General features: G+C 44.4%; 18 protein-coding genes. 3 read left to right on the plus strand and 15 right to left on the minus strand.

From position 1 onward, the window contains the following. Positions 1-148: 148 nt before the first annotated feature. The 5 genes from LNL84_RS02050 to tig form a co-directional block, all read right to left on the minus strand. A complete protein-coding gene (locus LNL84_RS02050; protein ID WP_244354788.1) occupies positions 149-421 on the minus strand; it encodes an HU family DNA-binding protein in 273 nt (90 codons plus the stop codon). A 196-nt stretch (positions 422-617) separates the two neighbouring features. Continuing rightward, entirely contained in the window at positions 618-2,969 is a 2,352-nt protein-coding gene (gene lon / locus LNL84_RS02055) for an endopeptidase La (RefSeq protein WP_244354790.1), read from the minus strand. Positions 2,970-3,085: 116 nt separating this feature from the next. Beyond that, positions 3,086-4,366 (minus strand): ATP-dependent protease ATP-binding subunit ClpX, encoded by a 1,281-nt coding sequence (gene clpX, locus LNL84_RS02060; protein WP_244354792.1) that lies wholly within the window; start codon positions 4,364-4,366, stop codon positions 3,086-3,088. Positions 4,367-4,489: 123 nt separating this feature from the next. Then, positions 4,490-5,113 carry an ATP-dependent Clp endopeptidase proteolytic subunit ClpP gene (gene clpP / locus LNL84_RS02065; protein ID WP_244354794.1) on the minus strand — a complete coding sequence of 208 codons (624 nt, stop codon included), beginning with the start codon at positions 5,111-5,113 and terminating at the stop codon, positions 4,490-4,492. A 101-nt stretch (positions 5,114-5,214) separates the two neighbouring features. Next, the gene (gene tig, locus LNL84_RS02070) at positions 5,215-6,519 is read right to left on the minus strand and encodes a trigger factor (RefSeq protein WP_244354796.1); all 1,305 of its coding nucleotides are present in this window, start codon (positions 6,517-6,519) and stop codon (positions 5,215-5,217) included. Between the two features lie 555 nt (positions 6,520-7,074). Here tig and LNL84_RS02075 point away from each other — a divergent pair. From LNL84_RS02075 to LNL84_RS02085, 3 genes are read left to right on the plus strand one after another with little or no spacing between them, the layout of a single operon-like run. Next, positions 7,075-8,865, plus strand: coding sequence for a sensor histidine kinase (locus LNL84_RS02075; protein WP_244354798.1), 1,791 nt, complete (start codon positions 7,075-7,077; stop codon positions 8,863-8,865). Next, positions 8,862-10,214, plus strand: a complete 1,353-nt coding sequence (locus LNL84_RS02080; protein ID WP_244354800.1) for a sigma-54-dependent transcriptional regulator — start codon at positions 8,862-8,864, stop codon at positions 10,212-10,214. Before LNL84_RS02075 ends, LNL84_RS02080 begins: the two co-directional genes overlap by 4 nt. 43 nt (positions 10,215-10,257) lie before the next feature. Continuing rightward, the gene (locus tag LNL84_RS02085) at positions 10,258-10,440 is read left to right on the plus strand and encodes a hypothetical protein (RefSeq protein ID WP_244354802.1); all 183 of its coding nucleotides are present in this window, start codon (positions 10,258-10,260) and stop codon (positions 10,438-10,440) included. Here LNL84_RS02085 and LNL84_RS02090 read toward each other — a convergent pair whose 3' ends face one another. The 10 genes from LNL84_RS02090 to LNL84_RS02135 form a co-directional block, all read right to left on the minus strand. Continuing rightward, a complete protein-coding gene (locus LNL84_RS02090; RefSeq protein ID WP_244354804.1) occupies positions 10,441-11,802 on the minus strand; it encodes a TRAP transporter large permease in 1,362 nt (453 codons plus the stop codon). A 2-nt stretch (positions 11,803-11,804) separates the two neighbouring features. Next, positions 11,805-12,458: a TRAP transporter small permease gene (locus LNL84_RS02095; RefSeq protein WP_244354806.1), complete on the minus strand. Its 654-nt coding sequence runs from the start codon at positions 12,456-12,458 to the stop codon at positions 11,805-11,807. 85 nt (positions 12,459-12,543) lie between these two features. Next, positions 12,544-13,542: a TRAP transporter substrate-binding protein gene (locus LNL84_RS02100; RefSeq protein WP_244354808.1), complete on the minus strand. Its 999-nt coding sequence runs from the start codon at positions 13,540-13,542 to the stop codon at positions 12,544-12,546. Between the two features lie 217 nt (positions 13,543-13,759). Continuing rightward, the gene (locus LNL84_RS02105) at positions 13,760-14,929 is read right to left on the minus strand and encodes a S8 family serine peptidase (RefSeq protein ID WP_244354810.1); all 1,170 of its coding nucleotides are present in this window, start codon (positions 14,927-14,929) and stop codon (positions 13,760-13,762) included. Positions 14,930-15,060: 131 nt separating this feature from the next. After that, positions 15,061-16,176 (minus strand): ABC transporter ATP-binding protein, encoded by a 1,116-nt coding sequence (locus LNL84_RS02110; protein ID WP_244354812.1) that lies wholly within the window; start codon positions 16,174-16,176, stop codon positions 15,061-15,063. A gap of 5 nt (positions 16,177-16,181) precedes the next feature. Further along, positions 16,182-17,039 (minus strand): carbohydrate ABC transporter permease, encoded by an 858-nt coding sequence (locus LNL84_RS02115; RefSeq protein WP_244354814.1) that lies wholly within the window; start codon positions 17,037-17,039, stop codon positions 16,182-16,184. Further along, positions 17,036-17,962 carry a carbohydrate ABC transporter permease gene (locus LNL84_RS02120; protein WP_244354816.1) on the minus strand — a complete coding sequence of 309 codons (927 nt, stop codon included), beginning with the start codon at positions 17,960-17,962 and terminating at the stop codon, positions 17,036-17,038. The genes LNL84_RS02115 and LNL84_RS02120 overlap by 4 nt, the downstream gene beginning before the upstream one ends. Before the next feature lie 92 nt (positions 17,963-18,054). Beyond that, positions 18,055-19,311: an ABC transporter substrate-binding protein gene (locus tag LNL84_RS02125; protein WP_244354818.1), complete on the minus strand. Its 1,257-nt coding sequence runs from the start codon at positions 19,309-19,311 to the stop codon at positions 18,055-18,057. 131 nt (positions 19,312-19,442) lie between these two features. Further along, complete coding sequence (locus LNL84_RS02130; RefSeq protein ID WP_425244275.1) at positions 19,443-20,897, minus strand: ATP-binding protein; 1,455 nt, start codon at positions 20,895-20,897, stop codon at positions 19,443-19,445. Positions 20,898-20,900: 3 nt separating this feature from the next. Further along, on the minus strand, positions 20,901-21,629 hold the full coding sequence (locus LNL84_RS02135) for a response regulator (protein WP_244354820.1): 729 nt from the start codon (positions 21,627-21,629) through the stop codon (positions 20,901-20,903). Positions 21,630-21,798: the final 169 nt, after the last annotated feature.

A 21,798-nucleotide genomic window follows, 5' to 3' on the forward strand; every position in this document is an offset into this window, starting at 1 on the left:
TAAAGGTATAAACTTTTTCTGATTGGATAATACCAGAAAAAGAAATGCGCATCAGTAAGATGCGCATATTTTAAAAAGGTTCGATTTTTCGTCCCTTCAAACCCATTATTAGAGTTTGATATTCCTGTATAAACAACAGGGTAAGGTATTAGTTACAAGCGTCTTTAAGAGCTTTACCTGCTTTGAAAGCTGGTACTTTCGCTTCAGCGATTTGGATTTCTTCGCCAGTTTTTGGGTTACGGCCTGTGCGTGCTGCACGAGTGCGAACACTGAAAGTGCCGAAGCCAACTAAGGCAACTTGATCGCCACCTTCTAGAGTAGAGCCCACTGCCTCGATAAATGCGTCTAGAGCACGACCTGCTGATGCTTTAGAAAGGTCTGCGTTTTCTGCGATTTTTTCAACTAATTGTGTCTTGTTCACTGTGTTTCCCCTTTAGGTTACCCGTTAGTTTTTTTATAAAGGTAACATTTAATTCCATTCTCGTATTGAAAGACCCTAACCCTTATCAATCAAGGGGTTCAGAGCTACAGTTAATTAAGTTAGTGCCACAAAAAAACGCTGACAAGCTTTTTTTGCTTATCAGCGTATTTCTTTTAACTAAATTTGCAGCATATCACTATTTTTCGGGTTCAAACGCCACTCCAAGAGGTGGACGCTCCAATGCAATATTGAGCACTTCATCAATCCACTGAACAGGAATCACCTTCAAATCTGCGATAACGTTGTCGGGAATTTCTTCTAAATCACGTTTGTTATCATGCGGAATTAACACCGTTTTTATGCCACCACGATGAGCCGCAAGCAGCTTCTCTTTCAAACCACCAATCGGCAATACTTCGCCTCGTAAAGTGATCTCACCCGTCATCGCCACTTCAGCTTTCACTGGGTTACCGGTCAAGCTAGAGACTAACGCTGTGCACATTGCAATACCCGCGCTAGGGCCATCTTTTGGTGTCGCACCTTCTGGCACATGCACGTGAATGTCACGCTTTTCGTAAAAATCGGTATTAATACCGAGCTTCTCTGCACGAGAACGAACCACGGTCATTGCCGCTTGAATCGATTCTTGCATCACATCGCCAAGAGAACCGGTTTGAGTTAACTTGCCTTTACCAACCATGGCTTCGGTTTCGATGGTGAGCAGATCACCGCCAACTTCCGTCCAAGCAAGACCTGTCACTTGGCCTATTCTATTGCGGTCATCTGCTTTGCCGTAGTCGAAACGTTGAACGCCTAAGAACTCCTTGAGGTTATCTTCGTTAACGACAACCGTCTTTATCGACTTATCCAGCAAGATGTTCTTAACCGCTTTACGGCAAATCTTCGAAATCTCTCGTTCTAGGCTACGAACACCCGCTTCACGTGTGTAGTAGCGAATTATCCCGAGAATAGCCGAGTCTTCGATCTCGATCTCGTGATCTTTGAGGCCATTTCGACCAACCTGTTTTGTTAACAAGTGGCGCTTAGCGATATTGAGTTTTTCGTCTTCTGTGTAGCCAGATAAGCGAATAACTTCCATACGATCAAGCAAAGGACCTGGAATATTCATTGAGTTTGACGTCGCAACAAACATTACATCAGACAAGTCGTAGTCGACTTCTAGGTAATGATCGTTGAAGGCATTATTCTGTTCAGGATCAAGCACTTCCAATAACGCTGAGGATGGGTCACCACGCATATCTGACGACATCTTGTCGATTTCATCCAATAAGAAAAGTGGGTTTTTCACACCAACTTTTGACATTTTTTGGATTAGTTTACCTGGCATAGAACCAATATAAGTACGACGATGGCCGCGAATTTCGGCTTCATCACGAACGCCACCAAGAGCCATTCGGGTGTACTTTCGCCCCGTCGCGGATGCGATTGAACGTCCAAGCGAGGTTTTACCTACACCTGGAGGGCCCACTAAGCACAGGATTGGACCTTTGAGTTTGTTGATGCGATTTTGCACCGCCAAATACTCTAAAATACGCTCTTTGACCCGCTCTAGCCCGTAATGGTCTTCATTAAGGATCTCTTCGGCTTTAGCGAGATTCTTTTTCACCTTAGAGCGCTTAGCCCAAGGCACACCGACCATCCAATCGATGTAACTGCGCACGACTGTCGCTTCTGCAGACATCGGAGACATCATTTTAAGCTTGTGTAGCTCTTGTTCAGTCTTCTCACGCGCTTCTTGTGGCATTTTTGACTCTTCAATTTTCTTTTTCAGAGCCTCGAACTCGTCTGGAGCATCGTCCATGTCACCGAGTTCTTTTTGAATCGCTTTCATCTGTTCGTTCAGATAATACTCACGCTGAGATTTTTCCATCTGCTTTTTAACGCGACCACGAATCCGTTTTTCGACCTGAAGCAGGTCAATTTCAGATTCCATTTGTCCCATTAAGAACTCTAATCGCTCACCCACATCAATAATTTCAAGTACGGCTTGTTTTTCCGTTAACTTAAGAGGCATGTGAGCGGCAATGGTATCCGCCAGACGCGCTGCTTCATCAATTCCACTGAGTGAAGTCAGAACCTCTGGTGGAATTTTTTTATTGAGCTTAATGAAACCTTCGAATTGATCGATTGCACTGCGAACGATCACTTCTTCTTCGCGCTCTTCGAGCTCTGGAGTCACTAGGTATTGAGCTTCCGCGATGAAGAACTCTTCTTCACGGTAGCTATTAATTTTGGCTCGTTGCTGACCTTCGACGAGTACTTTAACTGTGCCGTCTGGAAGTTTTAGAAGTTGTAGAATCGTTGCTACAGTACCCGTTGTAAACAAGTCGTCTACTTGAGGCTCTTCTGTGTCTGCTTCCTTTTGGGCGACAAGAAGTACTTGTTTATCATTGTCCATCGCTGCTTCCAAGCAGCTGATTGACTTTTCACGGCCAACAAATAAAGGAATGACCATGTGTGGATAGACCACAACGTCGCGCAGAGGCAGCACCGGGATTTCGATATGCTCGGAACGTTCCAAGTTCATATAATTCTCTCTTCCGCTTAGTATTATGCTCAATATATGGGGGCAGTTTTACATGATTCAATGAAAGAATAAAAAAAGGAGGTAATCAATACCTCCTTTTTTATATCAGTGTCGCATTAGTCGGCGCTAGCGGCTTGGTTGTCTGTGTTGCTATAGATTAGCAATGGTTCAGACTCACCATTGATGACGCTTTCATCAATTACAACTTTACTCACATCAATGGCTGATGGAAGCTCATACATTGTTTCAAGAAGTACGCCTTCAAGGATAGAGCGTAGACCACGCGCACCCGTTTTACGTTCCATTGCTTTCTTAGCAATTGCACGCAATGCGTCTTCTCGGAACTCAAGCTCTACATTTTCTAAATCAAACAACGCACCATATTGCTTAGTTAGTGCATTCTTTGGTTCACATAGAATTTGAATCAAAGCTTCTTCATCAAGCTCTGTTAATGTTGTTGTAACAGGCAAACGACCGATGAACTCAGGGATCAGGCCATATTTAACCAAATCTTCTGGCTCGACCTGCATGAATAACTCACCGACTGTTTTCGTTTCGTCTTTAGAGCGCACTTCTGCGCCAAAGCCGATACCAGTGCCAGTTGCCACGCGCTGATCGATGACTTTATCCAGGCCTGCAAACGCACCACCACAAATGAACAAGATTTTTGAGGTGTCAACCTGCAAGAACTCTTGTTGTGGATGCTTACGACCACCTTGAGGAGGTACTGAAGCAATAGTGCCTTCAACCAATTTCAACAATGCTTGTTGAACACCTTCACCCGACACATCGCGAGTGATTGATGGATTCTCTGCTTTACGAGAAATTTTATCGATTTCGTCGATATAAACGATACCACGTTCCGCTTTCGCTACGTCGTAATCACATTTCTGCAGCAGTTTTTGGATGATGTTTTCAACGTCTTCGCCCACATAACCAGCTTCGGTTAGTGTCGTCGCGTCTGCCATTGTAAATGGCACATCCAAGAAACGAGCAAGCGTCTCTGCTAACAAAGTTTTACCACTACCGGTTGGACCAATTAGCAAGATGTTACTCTTACCTAGCTCAACGCCTTCGCTTGTGGTATCACCATTGCGTAAACGCTTGTAGTGGTTATAAACCGCTACAGCGAGTACTTTCTTCGCATAGTCTTGACCAATTACATAATCATCAAGGTGTGAACGAATCTCTCGTGGCGTTGGTAACGCTTCCGATTCTTTCTTTGGTAACACATCTTTGATTTCTTCACGAATAATGTCGTTACAGAGATCGACACATTCATCACAAATGTAAACAGAAGGACCTGCGATTAGCTTGCGAACTTCGTGCTGACTTTTGCCACAGAAAGAGCAGTAAAGCAGCTTTCCGCTACCACCCTCTTTGCTTTTATCTGTCATCCGCTAACCTCTTAGCCTTTACTTTCTATGTTTTGAGTGTATATCAATTTGGCCCAAATTTCGCCTACCAATTGGTAATAGATAGGCTTCTATTTGGACAATACAATCTCAAGTGTTTAAGTATTAACCTCTATGGGTTAATACTTGATCGATAATTCCATATTCTGCCGCCTGTGCAGCAGACATAAAGTTATCACGATCGGTATCACGCTCAATGATGTCCATTGGTTGGCCTGTATGTTCAGCCAACAGGTTGTTTAGCTTCTCTTTGATGCTAAGAATTTCTTGTGCGTGGATCTGAATATCTGAAGCCTGTCCTTGGAAACCACCTAATGGCTGGTGAATCATGACTCGAGAATTTGGCAGAGCGAAACGCTTACCCGGAGCACCACCCGCTAGGAGGAATGCACCCATAGAACAAGCCTGACCTGTACACAACGTGCTGACATTTGGCTTAATAAATTGCATTGTGTCGTAAATAGACATGCCTGCAGTTACGCTGCCGCCTGGAGAGTTAATGTATAGGAAAATGTCTTTGTCAGGGTTTTCTGATTCTAAAAAAAGCAACTGAGCAACAATTAAGTTGGCCATATTGTCTTCTACTTGACCCGTCAAAAAAATGATTCGTTCTTTAAGTAGTCGTGAATAGATATCGTAAGAACGTTCGCCTCGGGAAGTTTGTTCCACCACCATCGGTACTAGCGCGTTCATGATTGGCGACATTGCATTATTTTCTTGGTAGCTCATATTCTTATGTCCCTAAAATAAATGGCCCGGATGATTACATCATACGGACCATTGTTAGCAGAGAAGTTGACGTCAAGTCAACCTTCTATACAAGATATTGCTTATTGAGCAGGTTGCTGATTCATTAGCTCGCTGAAGCTAATTTCTTTATCAGAAACATTCGCTTTCGCTAGAATCGCATCAATTGCTTGCTCTTCTAGCGCTACGTTGCGCATGTTGTTCATCATTTGCTCGTTTTGCTCGTAGTAAGCGATAACTTCTGATGGATCTTCGTATGCCGTTGCCATTTCAGAGATAAGTGCTTTCACTTTCTCGTCGCTAGCTTCTAGCTCTTCAGACTTGATCACTTCACCTAGAAGAAGGCCAACAACTACGCGGCGCTTAGCTTGCTCTTCGAATAGTTCACGTGGAAGCTGCTCAGCTGCTTCTGGGTTACCACCGAAGCGTTGTGCCGCTTGCTGACGTAGGCCGCCAATTTCTTGGTCGATAAGTGCAGCAGGAACGTCAATGTCGTTCTCTTTAACAAGACCGTCAAGCGCTTGCTCTTTGATGCGGTTCTTGATTGCTTGCTTAAGTTCGCGTTCCATGTTCTTACGAACTTCAGTCTTAAGACCTTCAACACCGCCTTCAGCAACACCGAACTTAGAAACGAACTCGTCAGTTAGCTCTGGAAGCTCACGAGTTTCTACTTTGTTTACTTTGATTAGGAATTTAGCTGCTTTACCTTTTAGGTTTTCAGCGTGGTAATCTTCTGGGAAGTTTACGTCGATTTCGAATTCCATACCCGCAGTTTTGCCAACGATACCGTCTTCAAAACCTGGGATCATACGACCAGCACCCATTTCTAGTGGGAAGTTTTCAGCTTTACCGCCTTCAAACTCTTCACCGTCGATAGAACCAGTAAAGTCGATAGTTGCACGAGAACCTTCAGAAGCAGCTTCATCAACTTCTTTCCAAGTTGCTTGTTGCTTACGAAGAGTTTCGATCATCTCTTCTACATCAGAATCGTTAACTTCAGTTGCTGGCTTTTCAACAACGATGTTCTCTAGACCTTTTAGCTCAACTTCTGGGTAAACTTCAAAAGTGGCTGTAAATACTAGGTCTTTACCTTCTTCTGTCTCTACTGGAGCAAAAGTTGGTGCGCCTGCTGGGTTGATTTTCTCTTTAACGATCGCTTCGATGAAGTGACGTTGCATTACTTCACCCATTACGTCTTGACGTACTGCTTTGCCGTACATTTTCGCAACCATCTTCATTGGCACTTTGCCTTTACGGAAGCCGTCGAAACGACGGTTCTTAGCGATGTTGCGTAGTTCAGCTGTCACTGCATCTTCGATGTTAGCAGCAGGAACAGTAATGTTTAGACGGCGCTCTAGGCCCTCTAGAGTTTCAACAGTAACTTGCATTATATAAACCTCTATTTGGCTCAGATTATCTGAGCGTATGAGCAATAAGCTCTGCGCAACGCAGAAACCAATGCTTCATCCTTGTAAGTGCCTTAAATGACACTTTCTTAAACGAGTATCGACAACCAAAACATTTGATTGCCGGACTAATGAGTGACACCTTAAATGACCTCAAGAACATTTCTTGAACAAAGATGTCTCTGATTAGTCTCAGGACAAAATTTTAGACGCGACATTCTAGCGATCTCGAACAACCCTGTCGAGTCGAACTCAATGCTTTCCCTGTATTTGTCACTAATTACTCTTACAAACACTAAAACAACCGCTTTTTTGGCGATCGTCACAATGAAATGGGGACAATATCGGCTTTTTCAAGAGAGTGAAGTGGTTTTTTTTCCTAAAAGCTGAAAAAGAGATCTCGCTCTAGTTTTGTGTTCCACTGACCTCTCATAACCCATAACTTTTTCGCCACATTCGCTCCATTTTCGTTAACCTAAAGCGGATAAGGAAACAATACACGTTTCTGCTCAGCAAGCATGTACAGTGGAGCTAAGTTTGCGGATAAAACGTCTCTCTTTTTTCTTCCTAATAGTCTTTATTCTAACCACCTTAATAGGTGGTAAAGCTTATTGGGATTACCGATACGATGCCCTTCTAGAAGATCACAGAACCCAGCTTGAACGATTTGCCGATGTGATCGATAGTAAACTCGATAAATATCAGCATATTCCGCAGCTGCTTTCTCAAGATACCGAGCTTATCGACGCTTTAATTACACCTGATAACAGTGCTCAACTGGATATAACTAATCGCTATCTAGAACAGGTCAATTCGGTAATTCAGGCTTCTGACACCTACTTACTCGATGAGCTTGGCAATACTATTGCGGCCAGTAACTGGAGTCGAGCAAATCCATTTATTGGCAAAAACTTTGCTTTTCGCCCTTATTTTCAAAATGCGATAGCTGGGCGGAAAAGTGCCTACTTTGCCTTAGGATCGACGTCTGGATTAAGGGGATACTATTACGCCTACCCAGTGACCTACGCCGCGGAGTACATCGGTGTTGTTGTTGTTAAGATGGACATCTCTGCCATAGAACGCAGTTGGCATAGTGAAGGCAATGTGTTTGTCGCAACCGATGCCAACAACGTCATTTTTATGTCCAGCAATCAAGATTGGCTGTTTCAAAGTTTGGTTGAACTGACCGCTACACAGAGAGCTAACATCAGAAACTCAAGGCAATACCTAGACAGCAATATCCGCAGTTTAGGGTTTCAAGGTCAACTAGAGGAACCAATATCGAGGCTAACCAAACCTCGGAAAAATTGGTTTACCCAGAGCTACCTGTCATCGCAAAAAAATGTCGAGATTCCGGATTTAACCTTGCGAGTGGTTACACCCTTCTCACGTTTGTATATCGACTTGTTCGGTTTCATTGTCATCATCGGCCTGGCCTATACTGCCGTATATCTCGCTCTCGTTCTTATGGCAAGCCGACGATATCGACATCGGCAGATTGAGCAAATTCAAACAGAAGCCAAGCAAAAACTCGAATTCCAAGTGATGGAGAGAACGGCTGAATTGCATGCTGAGATTTCCGAACGAGTGAAAACCGAAAAAGCCTTACGACAAACTCAAGACGAACTGGTTCAAGCCGCAAAACTCGCAGTATTAGGGCAGATGTCCGCGAGTATTAGTCACGAGCTTAATAATCCGCTTGCCGCCATCCGTAGCTTTGCTGAAAATGGCCAACGGTTTATTGATAAACAGAAACCAGAAAGAGCAAAAGACAATTTAGCGCGCATTGTCGCACTGACCGAACGTATGGCCAAAATTAGCCAACAGCTAAAATCTTTCGCCAAGAAAACCGATGTACACGATCTTTCGATCGTGAAACTGCCACCCGTTATTTATACCGCCATCGAACTGATGCAGCCGCAACTCAAGTCTTCGATGATCCAATTTGAGTTCGTTGAACCCAAGCAAGAAAGCAGGGTCTGCGTCAATCCGATTCAATTAGAGCAAGTATTGATCAACTTGCTGACCAATGCCGTGCAAGCCTTAGAACACAGTGACGATAAACGTATCCAAATTTCCGTCTCTGGCACCAAAACAGAATGCTTTATACACATCGATGATTCTGGCTCTGGCATCAATTCCGTCCATCAAGACGGTATTTTTGACCCATTTTACACTACTAAGGACAATGGATTAGGTCTTGGCCTATCAATATCCCAACAGATCATGCAACACTTTAAAGGGCGAATTGAGACAAACTCTTCTCCATTAGGTGGCGCACGCTTTAGCATTGCACTTCCAAATAGCGACAAGGACGCAGCAGTATGAGCCAAGTATTTTTTATAGACGATGAAGCAGATATTAGAGTCGCCTTGGAACAAAGCTTTGAACTAGCAGAAATCAACGCCGCATTTTTTGCCAGTGCTGAAGAAGCCATCATCGCATTGAAAGCAGGCCCTGACCCACTGGCCATTGTCTGTGACATAAAAATGCCCGGATTGAGTGGTTTGGATATGCTTGCCACCGTGCAGCACAATCACGTAGGAATCCCCATTATTTTAATTACCGGACACGGCGATATCTCAATGGCAGTTCAAGCGATTCAAAACGGCGCATATGATTTCATAGAAAAACCATTTTCACCTGAAAGGCTGATAGATACCGTAACACGGGCAATCGAAAAACGAACGTTAACCATAGAGAATGAACAGTTAAAACGCTCTCTCAAGGCTAGCCAAACTCTTGGGCCACGAATTATCGGCACCACCCAGTCTGTTGAACGATTAAAAGAAACCATTTCTTCTATTGCAGATACGAGTGCTGATATTCTGCTCTTTGGTGAAACCGGAACGGGCAAAGAATTAGTGGCACGTTCATTACATGAGCAAAGTTCGCGGCGTGATGCCAACTTTGTCGCGGTAAACTGCGGAGCCGTACCCGAGAATCTCATCGAAAGCGAGCTTTATGGTCATGAAAAAGGGGCATTTACTGGTGCAGAAAACACACGAATAGGAAAATTTGAACATGCTCAGGGCGGCACATTATTTCTCGATGAAATTGAGTCCATGCCGATGCAGGCACAAATTAAACTATTACGGGTTTTGCAAGAAAGAGCCATAGAGAGAGTGGGTTCGAATCAGCTACTTCCTCTTGATATTAGAGTGATCGCCGCAACCAAAGTTGATTTAAAACTGGCCAGCGAACAGGGTGAATTTCGTCAAGATCTTTACTATCGACTGAACATTGTGACCTTACAGCTTCCGCCACTTAGAGAGCGTAAAGAAGACATCGCTGCGCTTTTTCATCATTTTTTATTGGTCGCTGCAGCACGATATGGTAAAGCGGCGACAGCAATAAGCAATCGAGATCTCAGCCAACTGATCGAACATGACTGGCCTGGAAATGTGCGTGAGCTTCGCAATGCTGCTGAACGTTTCGTTCTCCTAGGAAAAATAGAAACCAGCAACTGCGCAGACTCTTTAAAACAAGAACAACATTCTCTCGCCGATCAAGTGGCGCTATTTGAGAAAAATATCTTAGAGAAAACGCTGATTGAGTTTAATGGCAGCATAAAGGAGACCATGAGTAAACTGCACCTACCCAGGAAGACATTGTACGACAAAATGCAAAAGTACCAACTAATAAAAGAGTCATACAAAAACAGTTCATCATCGTGACTATACTAATATCACGGTAAGACAACACTTTTGGGAGTTCACTGTGGGAGAAAAAACCAAAATCACAGTGGTGGCCGACACCTATGAGATCGATGGTGTGTACTTAACTGAGCAGCGTTCTGGGGTGGATCGCCGTCAGAAAAAATCAAAAAGAGTGTTCTACGAGCGACGAATAAACTCATCGCCACGCAGAACAACCCTTAAACACATCAACGAGGACGTGTGATTATTTAGTAATGATTTCTGGTCCCATCAATGTGGTTGGCAACCATGTAGATACCCAAGGCACATAAGTAACAATGACCAAGAATAGGAACATTACGCCAACCCAAGGGAGCGCAGCTTTCACAACGTTCATCATCGACATTTTTGCCACCCCTGCGGTAACAAATAAATTAAGCCCTACTGGTGGCGTAATCATACCAATTTCCATATTTACGACCATCATGACCCCAAGGTGAATTGGGTCAATACCTAAGGCTATCGCTATTGGGAACACTAAAGGTGCAACTATGATGAGAAGACCCGATGGCTCCATAAACTGCCCACCAATTAAAAGCAGCACGTTGACCACAATAAGGAACGCAATCGGGCCAAGACCAGCCGAAAGCATCGATTCAGTGATCATCTGTGGAATACGCTCTTCGGTAAGAACGTGTTTAAGTATCAATGCATTTGCAATGATGAAGAGCAGCATTATGGTCAGCTTTCCAGCTTCAAACAGAGTGTGCTTAGTATCTTTGTGCACAAAAGTTTCAAAGACCTTCACCAACACTGGACGAGCATTGTCTTTGTCTGCAAAAGGACCCATATCTTTATAGATGAAGTTTGCAATAAAGAATGCATATACGGCCGCAACGGCAGCCGCTTCTGTAGGCGTAAAGATTCCCCCATATATTCCGCCAAGAATGATAACGATCAAGAGCAGGCCCCAACTCGCGTCCTTTGCAGCAGAAAATGTCTCAGCCCAACCAACAAAAGGCTGCGCTGGAATTTTTTTAATGCGAGCTGCGATGTAGATTGCAATCATCAACATCACACCAGCGAGTAGCCCTGGTATTACACCGCCAAGGAACATTCTGCCCACCGATACGTCTGTTGCTGCGGCGTATACCACCATCACAATAGAAGGTGGAATCAAAATCCCTAGCGTCCCAGCATTACAAATAACGCCAGCGGCGAACTCCTTGGTATAGCCATTTTTCACCATTCCCGCGATGACAATGCTACCAATCGCCACTACCGTAGCCGGAGAAGATCCTGAGAGCGCAGCAAACATCATACACGCCACTACCGACGCCATCGCTAAACCACCTCGAAACCAGCCGACCATGGCAATGGCGAATCGTATGATCCGCTTTGCTACACCGCCAGTAGACATAAAACTTGATGCCAGAATGAAAAATGGAATAGCGAGCAGAGTATAGTGGCCGGCAAAAGCATTAAATAAGGTTTGGGCAACCGACGCTAATGAAGCTTCTGAATGCATTAATAGAAAAAGAATGCTCGACAAACCGAGAGAAATCGCTATCGGCACGCCTATCAACATGAAGCCAATAACCATTAAAAAGAGTAACAAGATATCCATAATTATTTGTCCTTACCCTTATTATCGTCAGACGGGTTATCAGCAAGTTCTGCTTTCAGTGCTTCTAAGTCTTCTTCGGCTTCATGCCCTGCGATCATACGGTCGAGATCACCCCTTAGAATCTGATACGCTACCTGTAGAAAACGGAAAGTGAGTAACGCCATGCCGATTGGTAGCGCCATGTAAGGAATGAAACGCGGCATTTTTTCGTAGCGCTCTCCTTCATTGAGCCAGTCAGCCATGAACTGCAGCATTTCTGGCATAGGGATATCATCGGTTTCATACCAAGCTCGCTCGGTAACAAAGGGATACCAGTAGTTCCAAGAGCCAATGAGTAAAAGGACAGAAAATGCTAAACAAGACGCAACGGCTAGCAAGGCGTATATTTTGCGCGTTTTCTCAGACGCCATGTTGATAATGACATCAACACCAATATGAAAATGCTTTTTAACACCATACGATGCGCCCACCAGCACCATCCATGCAAACATGAAGACGGTGAGCTCTAAGGCCCAAAGAATATTGTCGTTAAACACATATCGAGAAATGACGTTGGCAAACGTCAATAAAGTCATAGCACCGAGAAAGAACGCTATCAGCGTTTCTTCTATAGCATCGGTGACTTTTCCGACTTTGGTCATAAATGACTGTTCCATGTGATACTTCGCTATGTCAGTTTTTTATTGTTATCAAGAGGTAAGGAAGGGAAAGCGCCTCAGCATAGCCAAGGCGCTTAATGCACTATTGTTTATTTGAAGCCACGGCGGCTTCGATTAAGTCAGAGCCAATGTCTTTCTCAAACTTCTTCCACACAGGTTTTAGTGCCGTAACCCACTGCTGGCGCTGCTCTGAAGTCAGAGTGCGAACTTCACCACCTGCTTCAATAATGTTGTTTTTGTTTGCGAGGTTAACCTTGGTCGATTCTGCGTTACGCGCCGCAGTGACCTCTTTAATGATAGTATCAAGCTGAGTACGAACATCGTCTGGAAGCTCCTTCCAGAAGTCTTTCGATGTCACTAGTAGATAATCGAGAATACCGTGATTGGTTTCTGTTACCCCATCTTGAACTTCGAAGAATTTTTTTCCGTAGATGTTTGACCAGGTGTTTTCCTGACCATCGATAACTTTGGTTTGCAGGCCACCGTAAACTTCTTTAAACGACATTTTTTGAGGGTTTGCACCTAATTGTTCAAACTGAGCAACCAAAACATCAGACGCTTGTACACGGAATTTCAAGCCTTCGGCATCGCTAGGTAGCATTAATGGCTTATTCGCCGACATTTGTTTCATACCGTTGTGCCAAAATGCCAAGCCTTGAAGGCCTCGACGATTCATAGCATTTTTCAACTTGTCACCCGCTTCTGAGTTTTGAAAACGGTCGACAGCATCGACATCTTCAAATAAAAATGGAAGATCGAAGATGCGGTATTTTTTGGTGAACTTTTCAAATTTGGACAATGACGGCGCAGCCAATTGAACATCACCATTTAGCAGTGCTTCTAATACTTTGTTGTCATCATACAATGTCGAATTAGGGAAGACCTGCATACACGCCTTGCCATTCATTTCCGTATTGACACGCTCTTCAAGCAATGAAGCAGCAATGCCCTTTGGGTGTTTGTCGGTATTCGTTACATGACTAAACTTAATCACAATTTCGCCAGGTTCGCAGTTTGCAGCAGCATTAAAACTTGTGATAGCCAAAATAGAAGCGGAAAGTAGGGTTAGAGGCTTTAACATTATTATTCTCCTTTAATTTAAGCAGTCCCATCTATGGGTACTGTTAGGATCTAAAGGAGCAAAATGCAGACCAACTCAATGAAAAATAATAACTCATTGATATGAAATAAAAATGATAAAAACTCAAGTTAGCCAGTCGGTGAATTCGAATCGAACAAGGCGGAAATCCGCCCAATAAAAACAACGAAATGGGTGGAAGACCACCCATTGGATTGTACTATTTTACCGCAATCGGATCGGGATAGCTGTCTCTGCTATCGACAATAACCCCATCAGTGGCATAGCTTGATACGCCATGAACTAAAACAAGGCCACAAAAATGGGGAGCTGCCATCGAAGTTCCATTATACGCGACGGTACCTCCACCAGCACGAGTGGATAAAACGTCTACGCCAGGCATCGCAAATTCTATTTCAGAGGCGACAACCTGACCATCGGAACGCTGATAGTCGACATTATTCGAGTAGTTAGAAAAAGACGCGACCGTGTCTCCCTGCGCAAACGCAGAAATGGTATAGATATTGGAATACTGAGTGCTTGCCGGTGTGTAGTTGATGATGTCCGCTGCGCTATTACCGGCAGCGATAGCAAAAACAATGCCCTTATCAGCGGCACTAAGAAGTGCTTCATCCAATGCTCTTGAATACCCTCCACCACCCAAACTCATATTGGCACAATCCCCTTGTTGTGCATTGGCAGCCACAAAATCAACTCCGGCAATAACACCAGACATACTGCCGCTGCCGCTGTTATCTAATACCCTTACCGGCACAACCGGCGCCCCAGGTGCGATGCCAACCACATCTAGATCATTGTTTAAGGCAGCAATGGTTCCTGCCACGTGTGTACCGTGGCCATTACCGTCTTCTGTGGTGTTTTTACCTCGAGCAAAGTTAATGCCCCTGTTTTTATCCACATTAAGATCTGCATGGCGGCTATCAATACCTGAATCAATTATCCATGCTGTCTGGTAATTCGCGTCAGGATCGCCCGGACCACCGAGGCGAGCTACGCCCCAGGGCACAACCTGTTCAACCGTTGGTTCTTCACCTTCGTCTCTATTAGGCTTACCTCCACGAGGCAGCGCAGTGACCAGTTGATCTTGTTCGATGTATGCAATATTCGGAAATCTTTGTAGTAACTTATCTTTGACCTGTTGAGGCGCTTTTATCGCCAAGCCTCGAATTGCATGACGATAGCGATGATCAACTCGCCCTTGCCCTTGCACTACATATCGAGCAGCCGCTTCGACTTGTTGCTCCGAGCTATTCGCTTGGAAAACAACAATATACTGGTCATCAAGATCATACCCTTGATTGACGACCGCTACTGCCTGAAAACTGAATATAAAAGACGCTAAAATGACTGAAAGGATACACTTAAACATAACAACACCTTGAGTGACTTAAGTAGACTAAGTATAGGCGAGGCGTTGTAAAACGAGGCCTAGAGCGAGTTGCAAAAACAAGAAAAGCCAGATTATTCATCTGGCTTAGTACATAACGCTATCTCGGAAGGTTAGGCAAACTCGATACGATTCTCGGTTTCTGCATCAAAAAACACCGCTTTGGATAAGTCGAAATGCAAAGGGGCTACCTGCCCAACGTGTGCGTCAAACTCAGGAGAGAGACGACAGGCAACCTCTTGGTCGTTAACTTTAACCATTGCGATAGTGTCTGGACCTGTTGGCTCCAGCACTTCCAATTTCAAATCTAACTTAGTTGAAATCTGACTATCATCATCAAGCTTTTCGCTGATGTGTTCAGGCCTTAATCCAATCACCACCTGTTTACCATCCTGCTCACGCATGGAATGAGGTAAAGCTATCGAATATTGCTCACCTTCGCCACTGGTAACATTAATCACAGGATTATCGTTGGCATCAAGATCGACCATGGTTTTAATGAAATTCATTGATGGTGAACCCATAAAGCCAGCAACAAACATATTGTTAGGACTGTTATAGATCTCTTTCGGAGTACCGAGCTGTTGCAGCTCACCATCTTTCATAACCGCAATACGATCTGCCAACGTCATGGCCTCAATTTGATCGTGAGTCACATAAACAATGGTGGTATTCAATTGCTGATGTAATCGCTTGATCTGATGACGCATTTCAACACGAAGCTTCGCGTCAAGGTTTGATAATGGCTCATCAAACAAATAGAGCTTTGGACGTCTAGCCAACGCTCGCCCCATAGCAACACGTTGACGTTGACCACCCGAAAGTTGCGACGGCTTTCTATCCAATAACTCATCAATTTGCAGCATTTCAGCCACTCGATTGACCTCAGCATCAATTTCATCTTGAGGCATTTTTCGGATTTTAAGGCCAAAAGCGATATTGCCTCTAACCGTCATATTGGGATACAACGCATAAGACTGAAATACCATTGCGATATCACGATCTTTTGGCTCGACTTGTGCCACATCTCGTCCATCGATCACAATCTCGCCCGAATTGATATTTTCCAGCCCAGCAATAGTATTCATTAAGGTCGATTTACCACACCCAGAAGGGCCGACCAGTATTAAAAACTCCCCAGATTCAATACTGATATCGATCCCTTTGAGTGTTTCTGTTTCCGCGTTTCTGTAGGTCTTGCGAATTTGTTTTAGGTCTAAAGTTGCCATTGTGATTATCCTTTAACTGAACCCGCTGTGAGACCGCGGACAAAATACTTCCCTGCCAGTACATAGACCACCAGTGTTGGCAACGCAGCGATGATCGCAGCGGCCATATCAACGTTATATTCTTTTACCCCTGTGCTGGTATTCACTAAGTTATTCAGTGCCACCGTAATAGGCTGCGTCTCTGAACCTGAATACACAACACCAAATAGGAAGTCATTCCATATCGAAGTGAACTGCCATATCACGGTCACCATGATGATTGGCGTCGATAGAGGCAATAGGATCTTAAAGAAAATAGTAAAGAAACCTGCACCGTCGAGCTTAGCTGCTTTCACCAGTTCATCCGGGATGCCAATATAGAAATTTCGGAAAAAAAGAGTGGTAAATGCCATACCATAAATGACGTGAACCGCAACCAGTCCCGCAGTCGTATTGGCTAATCCCAGTTTACCCAACACTGCAGCCATTGGCAGCAACACTACCTGGAAAGGGATAAAGCACCCAAACAACAACAAGCTAAAGAACAGATCAGAGCCTTTAAACTTCCATTTTGTAATGACATAGCCATTAAAAGCACCCAACAAAGTCGAAATGGCAACAGCCGGTATCACCATTTGAAATGAATTCCAAAAGTAGCCTTTTACACCGTCACATTTCACACCGGTACACGCACTGTCCCACGCTTTAAACCACGCATCGAACACCCACTCGGTTGGTAATGAAATCAAGTTTCCGGATTTGATATCAGGTAACGTTTTAAAAGAGGTCAACACCATTACGACAAGCGGCATTAAATACACAAGGCAGAAAAACGCCAATGCACCGTACACAAACAGACGTGAGAGATTAATTGAATTATTCACGACTTCTTCTCCCTAAGTTCTGAATATAGGTAAGGGACTAATATTGCCAGTATCCCTGCGAGCATCATCATTGCACTGGCTGCACCTAAGCCAATCTGACCTCGAGTGAAAGAGTGAGCGTACATAAAGAGTGCTGGCAGATCAGAGGAATAACCGGGCCCCCCAGACGTCATTGCTGTAACCAAGTCAAAACTCTTAATCGCTATGTGTGAGGTAATAATCACGGCGCTGAAAAACACCGGTCTTAAACATGGCAACACAATTTTTAGGTAGATAGATGGTAGGTTGGCACCATCAATTTGTGCTGCCTTTATAATTGAGGAATCAATACCCCGTAGACCAGCGAGAAACATTGCCATCACAAACCCTGAGGATTGCCAGACAGCGGCAATGACCAAGGTGTATACCGACATCTCCGAGTTAACGAGCCAATCAAACTTGAAGTTTATAAAACCCCAGTCGTGCATTAATTTTTCGATACCCAATCCTGGGTTCAAAATCCACTTCCACGCTGTACCTGTGACAATAAAAGACAGCGCCATTGGATAAAGGTAGATGGTTCTAATCGCGCCCTCTTGACGAATATTTTGGTCAAGAAAGATCGCTAGGCCTACACCAAGTAAAATGGCGATCAGCATAAACAAAAAGCCAAAGATACCTAAGTTGGTGATGGAGGTGATCCAACGGTCATTGTCCATTAACTTGCTGTATTGCTCCCAACCGACAAACTTAAAACTAGGTAAAAATCGAGAGTTGGTCATAGATAGAGCGGCTGTCCAAAAAATAAACCCATAGATACACACCACTGTCACCACCATGGTTGGGGCGAGTACGATCTTGGGTAGCCAATGTTGCAATCGATCCGCAAAGCTCTTTGGTGCGGACGTTTTTTGGGGATCTCGCACAGTCAAAACATGCTCCATAACGTTTCCTTGTCGCGAACAATCAAAATAAGTAGATAAATAGCCAACGCTCTCAGTACCACATTATCTGAAAGCGCAGTCTACTAGGGGGGTTAGATTGCCGCTTTAACAGCTTTCGCTAACTTCTGTGCTGCTTCTTTTGGATCGGCTTTTGGATCGTTAAAGAAGTTAGTCACGACGTCATAGATAGCGCCTTGTGCATAGCTTGTTGTCGACATACCATGCGCCATACTAGGCACTAAGTCGCCTGTTTTCGCACTGGCTTTAAAGGTTGCCATTGAGTCAAGAGCACACGAGTCGAACTTAGACATATCCATATCGGTACGGACTGGAATGGAGCCTTTATTTAGGTTGAATACTTCTTGGAAGTCTTTTTCTAGAATGGTCGCTGCAAGCGCTTTTTGCGCCTCTACATTGCCCTTGTCCTTAATTTCAAAGAACGCAAAACTGTCTACGTTGTGAGTAAACTGACCATCGGTACCCGGTGCTGGCGCACAAATATAGTCTGTCCCCGGCTTCTTACCTGCAGCGGTAAACTCACCTTTAGCCCAGTCACCCATGATTTGCATCGCAGCTTCGCCATTGATGACCATCGAGGTAGCCACGTTCCAATCACGACCTGGAGAGTTGGCATCAATGTAATCATGTACTTTTTGGAACTTGGCAAACACTTCTACCATTTTGTCACCAGACAATACGTCCATATCTAAATCAACGAACGCTTTCACGTAGTCTTGAGAACCAAGAACATCTAGAGCCACCGCTTCAAAGACGGTAGCGTCTTGCCAAGGTTGACCACCGTGCGCTAGAGGAATAAAACCTGCTGCTTTAATTTTTTCCGCCGCGGCAAAAAACTCATCAAGAGTGGTTGGAACAGATACACCCGCTTTTTTCAAAACTTCTGGGTTAGCCCACAGCCAGTTCACTCGGTGTACGTTCACCGGAACGGCAACGTATTCACCGTTAAATTTCATTACGTCGGTAACAATGCTTGGAACATTTTTATCCCAATCACCCTGCTTCGCAACATCGTCTAACGTTGTTAAGAAGCCAAGGCCACCCCATTCTTGAATATCATGACCTTTAATTTGTGCCGCTGAAGGTGGGTTGCCAGAAACCGCTCGAGTTTTCAAAACGGTCATCGCACTTTCACCGCCGCCACCAGCTACCGCGAAATCTTTCCACGAGTGACCTTTCTTTTCGAGCATGTCTTTTAGTGCAGCTACAGATTTCGCCTCACCACCCGAAGTCCACCAGTGAAGTACTTCAACTTGACCAGCGTTCGCGAGGTTTGCCATCGTGCCAGCAGCTAAAAGGGATAATGTAAGTAGGGTTTTCTTCATTTTCATTGTTATCTTCCATGTATTGGATTTGAAGGAAAGGCACTTTTGCCTGTTCCTGTACAGTCTATGTTGAGAAAAAGATAAGTGGTGAAACAAAGAGTAACAACAATGTAACATAGCTGTTACATTGCTATTGGTTAGGCCTCTAGGCTAGGCGGAATAAAGACTTTGGCTTCAAGCCCGCCTAATTCTGAATTGCGAATAATGAGATCTCCACCAAGTCCATGTAGAATACTTCGACAAATTCCGAGCCCTAATCCATGCCCTTCCTTATCCTGAGACAGGCGAAAATATGGCTCAAAGACTTCTTCCAATTTGTCCTCAGGGATCCCCGGACCCCGATCAAGAATTGAAATAATGATCCAACTTGGAGTTTCATCGATGCTAATGAATGCACGCTGACCGTATTTAACGGCATTGTCGGTAAGGTTGGTTAGTACTCTTTTCATGGCAAGGGGCTTGGCAACAATCGGCTCAAGGCGGGCAGCCCTGAAATCAACCACTGTGTGTACCTGGTTATGGCTTTCCACCACATTTCGAATCATTTCATTGAGATCGATGTAAGCGTTATTTTCATGCAGATCGGTATCTCGGACACACTGCAGTGCACCTTTAACCATGATTTCAAGCTCATCCAAGTCTTGATTAAACTTATCACGGCGTGCATCGTCATCGAGTAACTCAGCGCGCAGCCTAAGGCGAGTAATGGGGGTTTTTAAATCGTGAGAAATCGAGGAAAACAAGTGCTCTCGATCGGCAACGTATTTTCGAATGCGTCGCTGCATACGATTAAATGCCCGAGTGGCCGTGATCAACTCACTGGCCCCCTGTTCAACTAGGGCTGGCTGATCGATGTCCATGCTCATTTCGTTGGCTGCTTTGGCCAAACGCCTCAGTGGCTTCACTTGTGCTCGAATCAAAATAAAGGTCAGCAATAGCAGCAGGGTTGTTGAAAGAAGCAAAAACGCCACCTGATCTTTACTCAATAAGTTGTCTTCTAGATGGATGTAAGGAGAAGGCAACAGTGCCGCAATATACAACCATTCATCTTTATTAAGCTCAAGCTGAACCACCAGTATTGGCGGATCGATGGGTTGCAGTGTAAGCGTGTGATGAGCCCAGGATTTTGGCAGATCATGCAGGTATATGTCGTTTTTTAGCAGTCGTAAATTTTCAGGCCTGGAAAACTCGACCTTGACCGTTAATACCTTTGGTAATTTCTCACTAAGCACCTTTTGTATTGCCCCGAGCGAGGCAAGCTTTAAAGGAGTATCTTGGATTGGCTCTACAATAAGCTCTTCTTGGTTGAAGGAAACGAAAAATCGAGTACCGCCCATATTACGGATCTGATCGAGAACAATATGTCGATAGGTTGCCGGCAGAGATTCAAAGAAATTAACGGTCGAGGCAAACATGTTCGCCATACTCGCGGAAGTATCGCGAATTCCAGAAAGCTCGTCTTGCTTGGTCTTCTGAACCCAAATCGCGGTCAATAATCCCTGTGAAAGAATCACGGCAAGTAAAGTAAGCAAGAGCGTTCTGGCAACCAATGAATTGGGCTTAAATTGACGATACCAACGCAATCTGCTCATGATTTAATGACCATAACTCACTGGAACGGAAAGAATGTACCCATTACCGCGCATAGTCTTAATATAGTGCGGAAACTGCTCGCTGCAGCCCAATCGGTGACGAAGTCGACTCAATTGCACGTCTATGCCTCGTTCAAGTGGTAAGGCTTCTCGCCCCCGCGTTGCAAACGAAATAGTATCTCTATCTAGCACTTCATTCGGACGAGTCAAAAACAGCATCAGCAGTGCAAAGTCAGTACCAGACAAGTCATGTGTATCTTGGTTTTCGAGGTGGCTAATTCGATGGGAAAGCGTATCCAACATCCATTCACCAAATTGAATGGTTCTTGGTGGTTGTTCCTCATGCATCTCTTCGACCACATGAACACGGCGCATCAGAGCTTTGATCCTTGCCATCAATTGACGAGGACTAAATGGCTTCGCGATATAGTCATCAGCACCAATTTCAAGACCTATGATTTGATCCATTTCGTCAGAGACAGCGGTGAGCATGATAATAGGCACCTGTGAATCCCGACGTATTTTTTGGCACAATGCAAAGCCATCTTCTCCTGGAAGCATCACATCAAGCAAAACAAGATCGGGGTAACCATGGGATTGAATAAAGGCGTCCATCGCGTCGCCATCCTCCGCCGTAGAAACAGCAAAGCCCGACTTGGTGAGGTATTCATCAAGCAATAAGCGGATTTCTGCATCATCGTCAACGACAAGAATATGGGTCTTTACGTGCATATGTGACCTGTACTGATTTATTTCACACTAGTTTAACGTAATTGCCACATTAAATTTCATGATGTCATTTGCAAACTTTGACCTCAAGCGCGAAACTTGTTGGTAAAACTGCCTGTTCATCACACTCTTAGCCATAAATACCAACTTTCTCGAACCTTCATTGAACAAA

Source organism: Vibrio gelatinilyticus, from assembly GCF_022836845.1.
GTDB classification, from domain to species: domain Bacteria; phylum Pseudomonadota; class Gammaproteobacteria; order Enterobacterales; family Vibrionaceae; genus Vibrio; species Vibrio gelatinilyticus.

Coding starts and splice junctions, on each gene's coding strand:
- clpX (WP_244354792.1), bottom strand. CDS start 4,366: ATGACAGATAAAAGCAAAGAGGGTGGTAGCGGAAAGCTGCTTTACTGC.
- LNL84_RS02080 (WP_244354800.1), top strand. CDS start 8,862: ATGAGCCAAGTATTTTTTATAGACGATGAAGCAGATATTAGAGTCGCC.
- tig (WP_244354796.1), bottom strand. CDS start 6,519: ATGCAAGTTACTGTTGAAACTCTAGAGGGCCTAGAGCGCCGTCTAAAC.
- LNL84_RS02095 (WP_244354806.1), bottom strand. CDS start 12,458: ATGGAACAGTCATTTATGACCAAAGTCGGAAAAGTCACCGATGCTATA.
- LNL84_RS02090 (WP_244354804.1), bottom strand. CDS start 11,802: ATGGATATCTTGTTACTCTTTTTAATGGTTATTGGCTTCATGTTGATA.
- clpP (WP_244354794.1), bottom strand. CDS start 5,113: ATGAGCTACCAAGAAAATAATGCAATGTCGCCAATCATGAACGCGCTA.
- LNL84_RS02120 (WP_244354816.1), bottom strand. CDS start 17,962: ATGGAGCATGTTTTGACTGTGCGAGATCCCCAAAAAACGTCCGCACCA.
- LNL84_RS02135 (WP_244354820.1), bottom strand. CDS start 21,629: ATGCACGTAAAGACCCATATTCTTGTCGTTGACGATGATGCAGAAATC.
- LNL84_RS02105 (WP_244354810.1), bottom strand. CDS start 14,929: ATGTTTAAGTGTATCCTTTCAGTCATTTTAGCGTCTTTTATATTCAGT.
- LNL84_RS02130 (WP_425244275.1), bottom strand. CDS start 20,897: ATGAGCAGATTGCGTTGGTATCGTCAATTTAAGCCCAATTCATTGGTT.
- LNL84_RS02110 (WP_244354812.1), bottom strand. CDS start 16,176: ATGGCAACTTTAGACCTAAAACAAATTCGCAAGACCTACAGAAACGCG.
- LNL84_RS02125 (WP_244354818.1), bottom strand. CDS start 19,311: ATGAAAATGAAGAAAACCCTACTTACATTATCCCTTTTAGCTGCTGGC.
- LNL84_RS02100 (WP_244354808.1), bottom strand. CDS start 13,542: ATGTTAAAGCCTCTAACCCTACTTTCCGCTTCTATTTTGGCTATCACA.
- lon (WP_244354790.1), bottom strand. CDS start 2,969: ATGAACTTGGAACGTTCCGAGCATATCGAAATCCCGGTGCTGCCTCTG.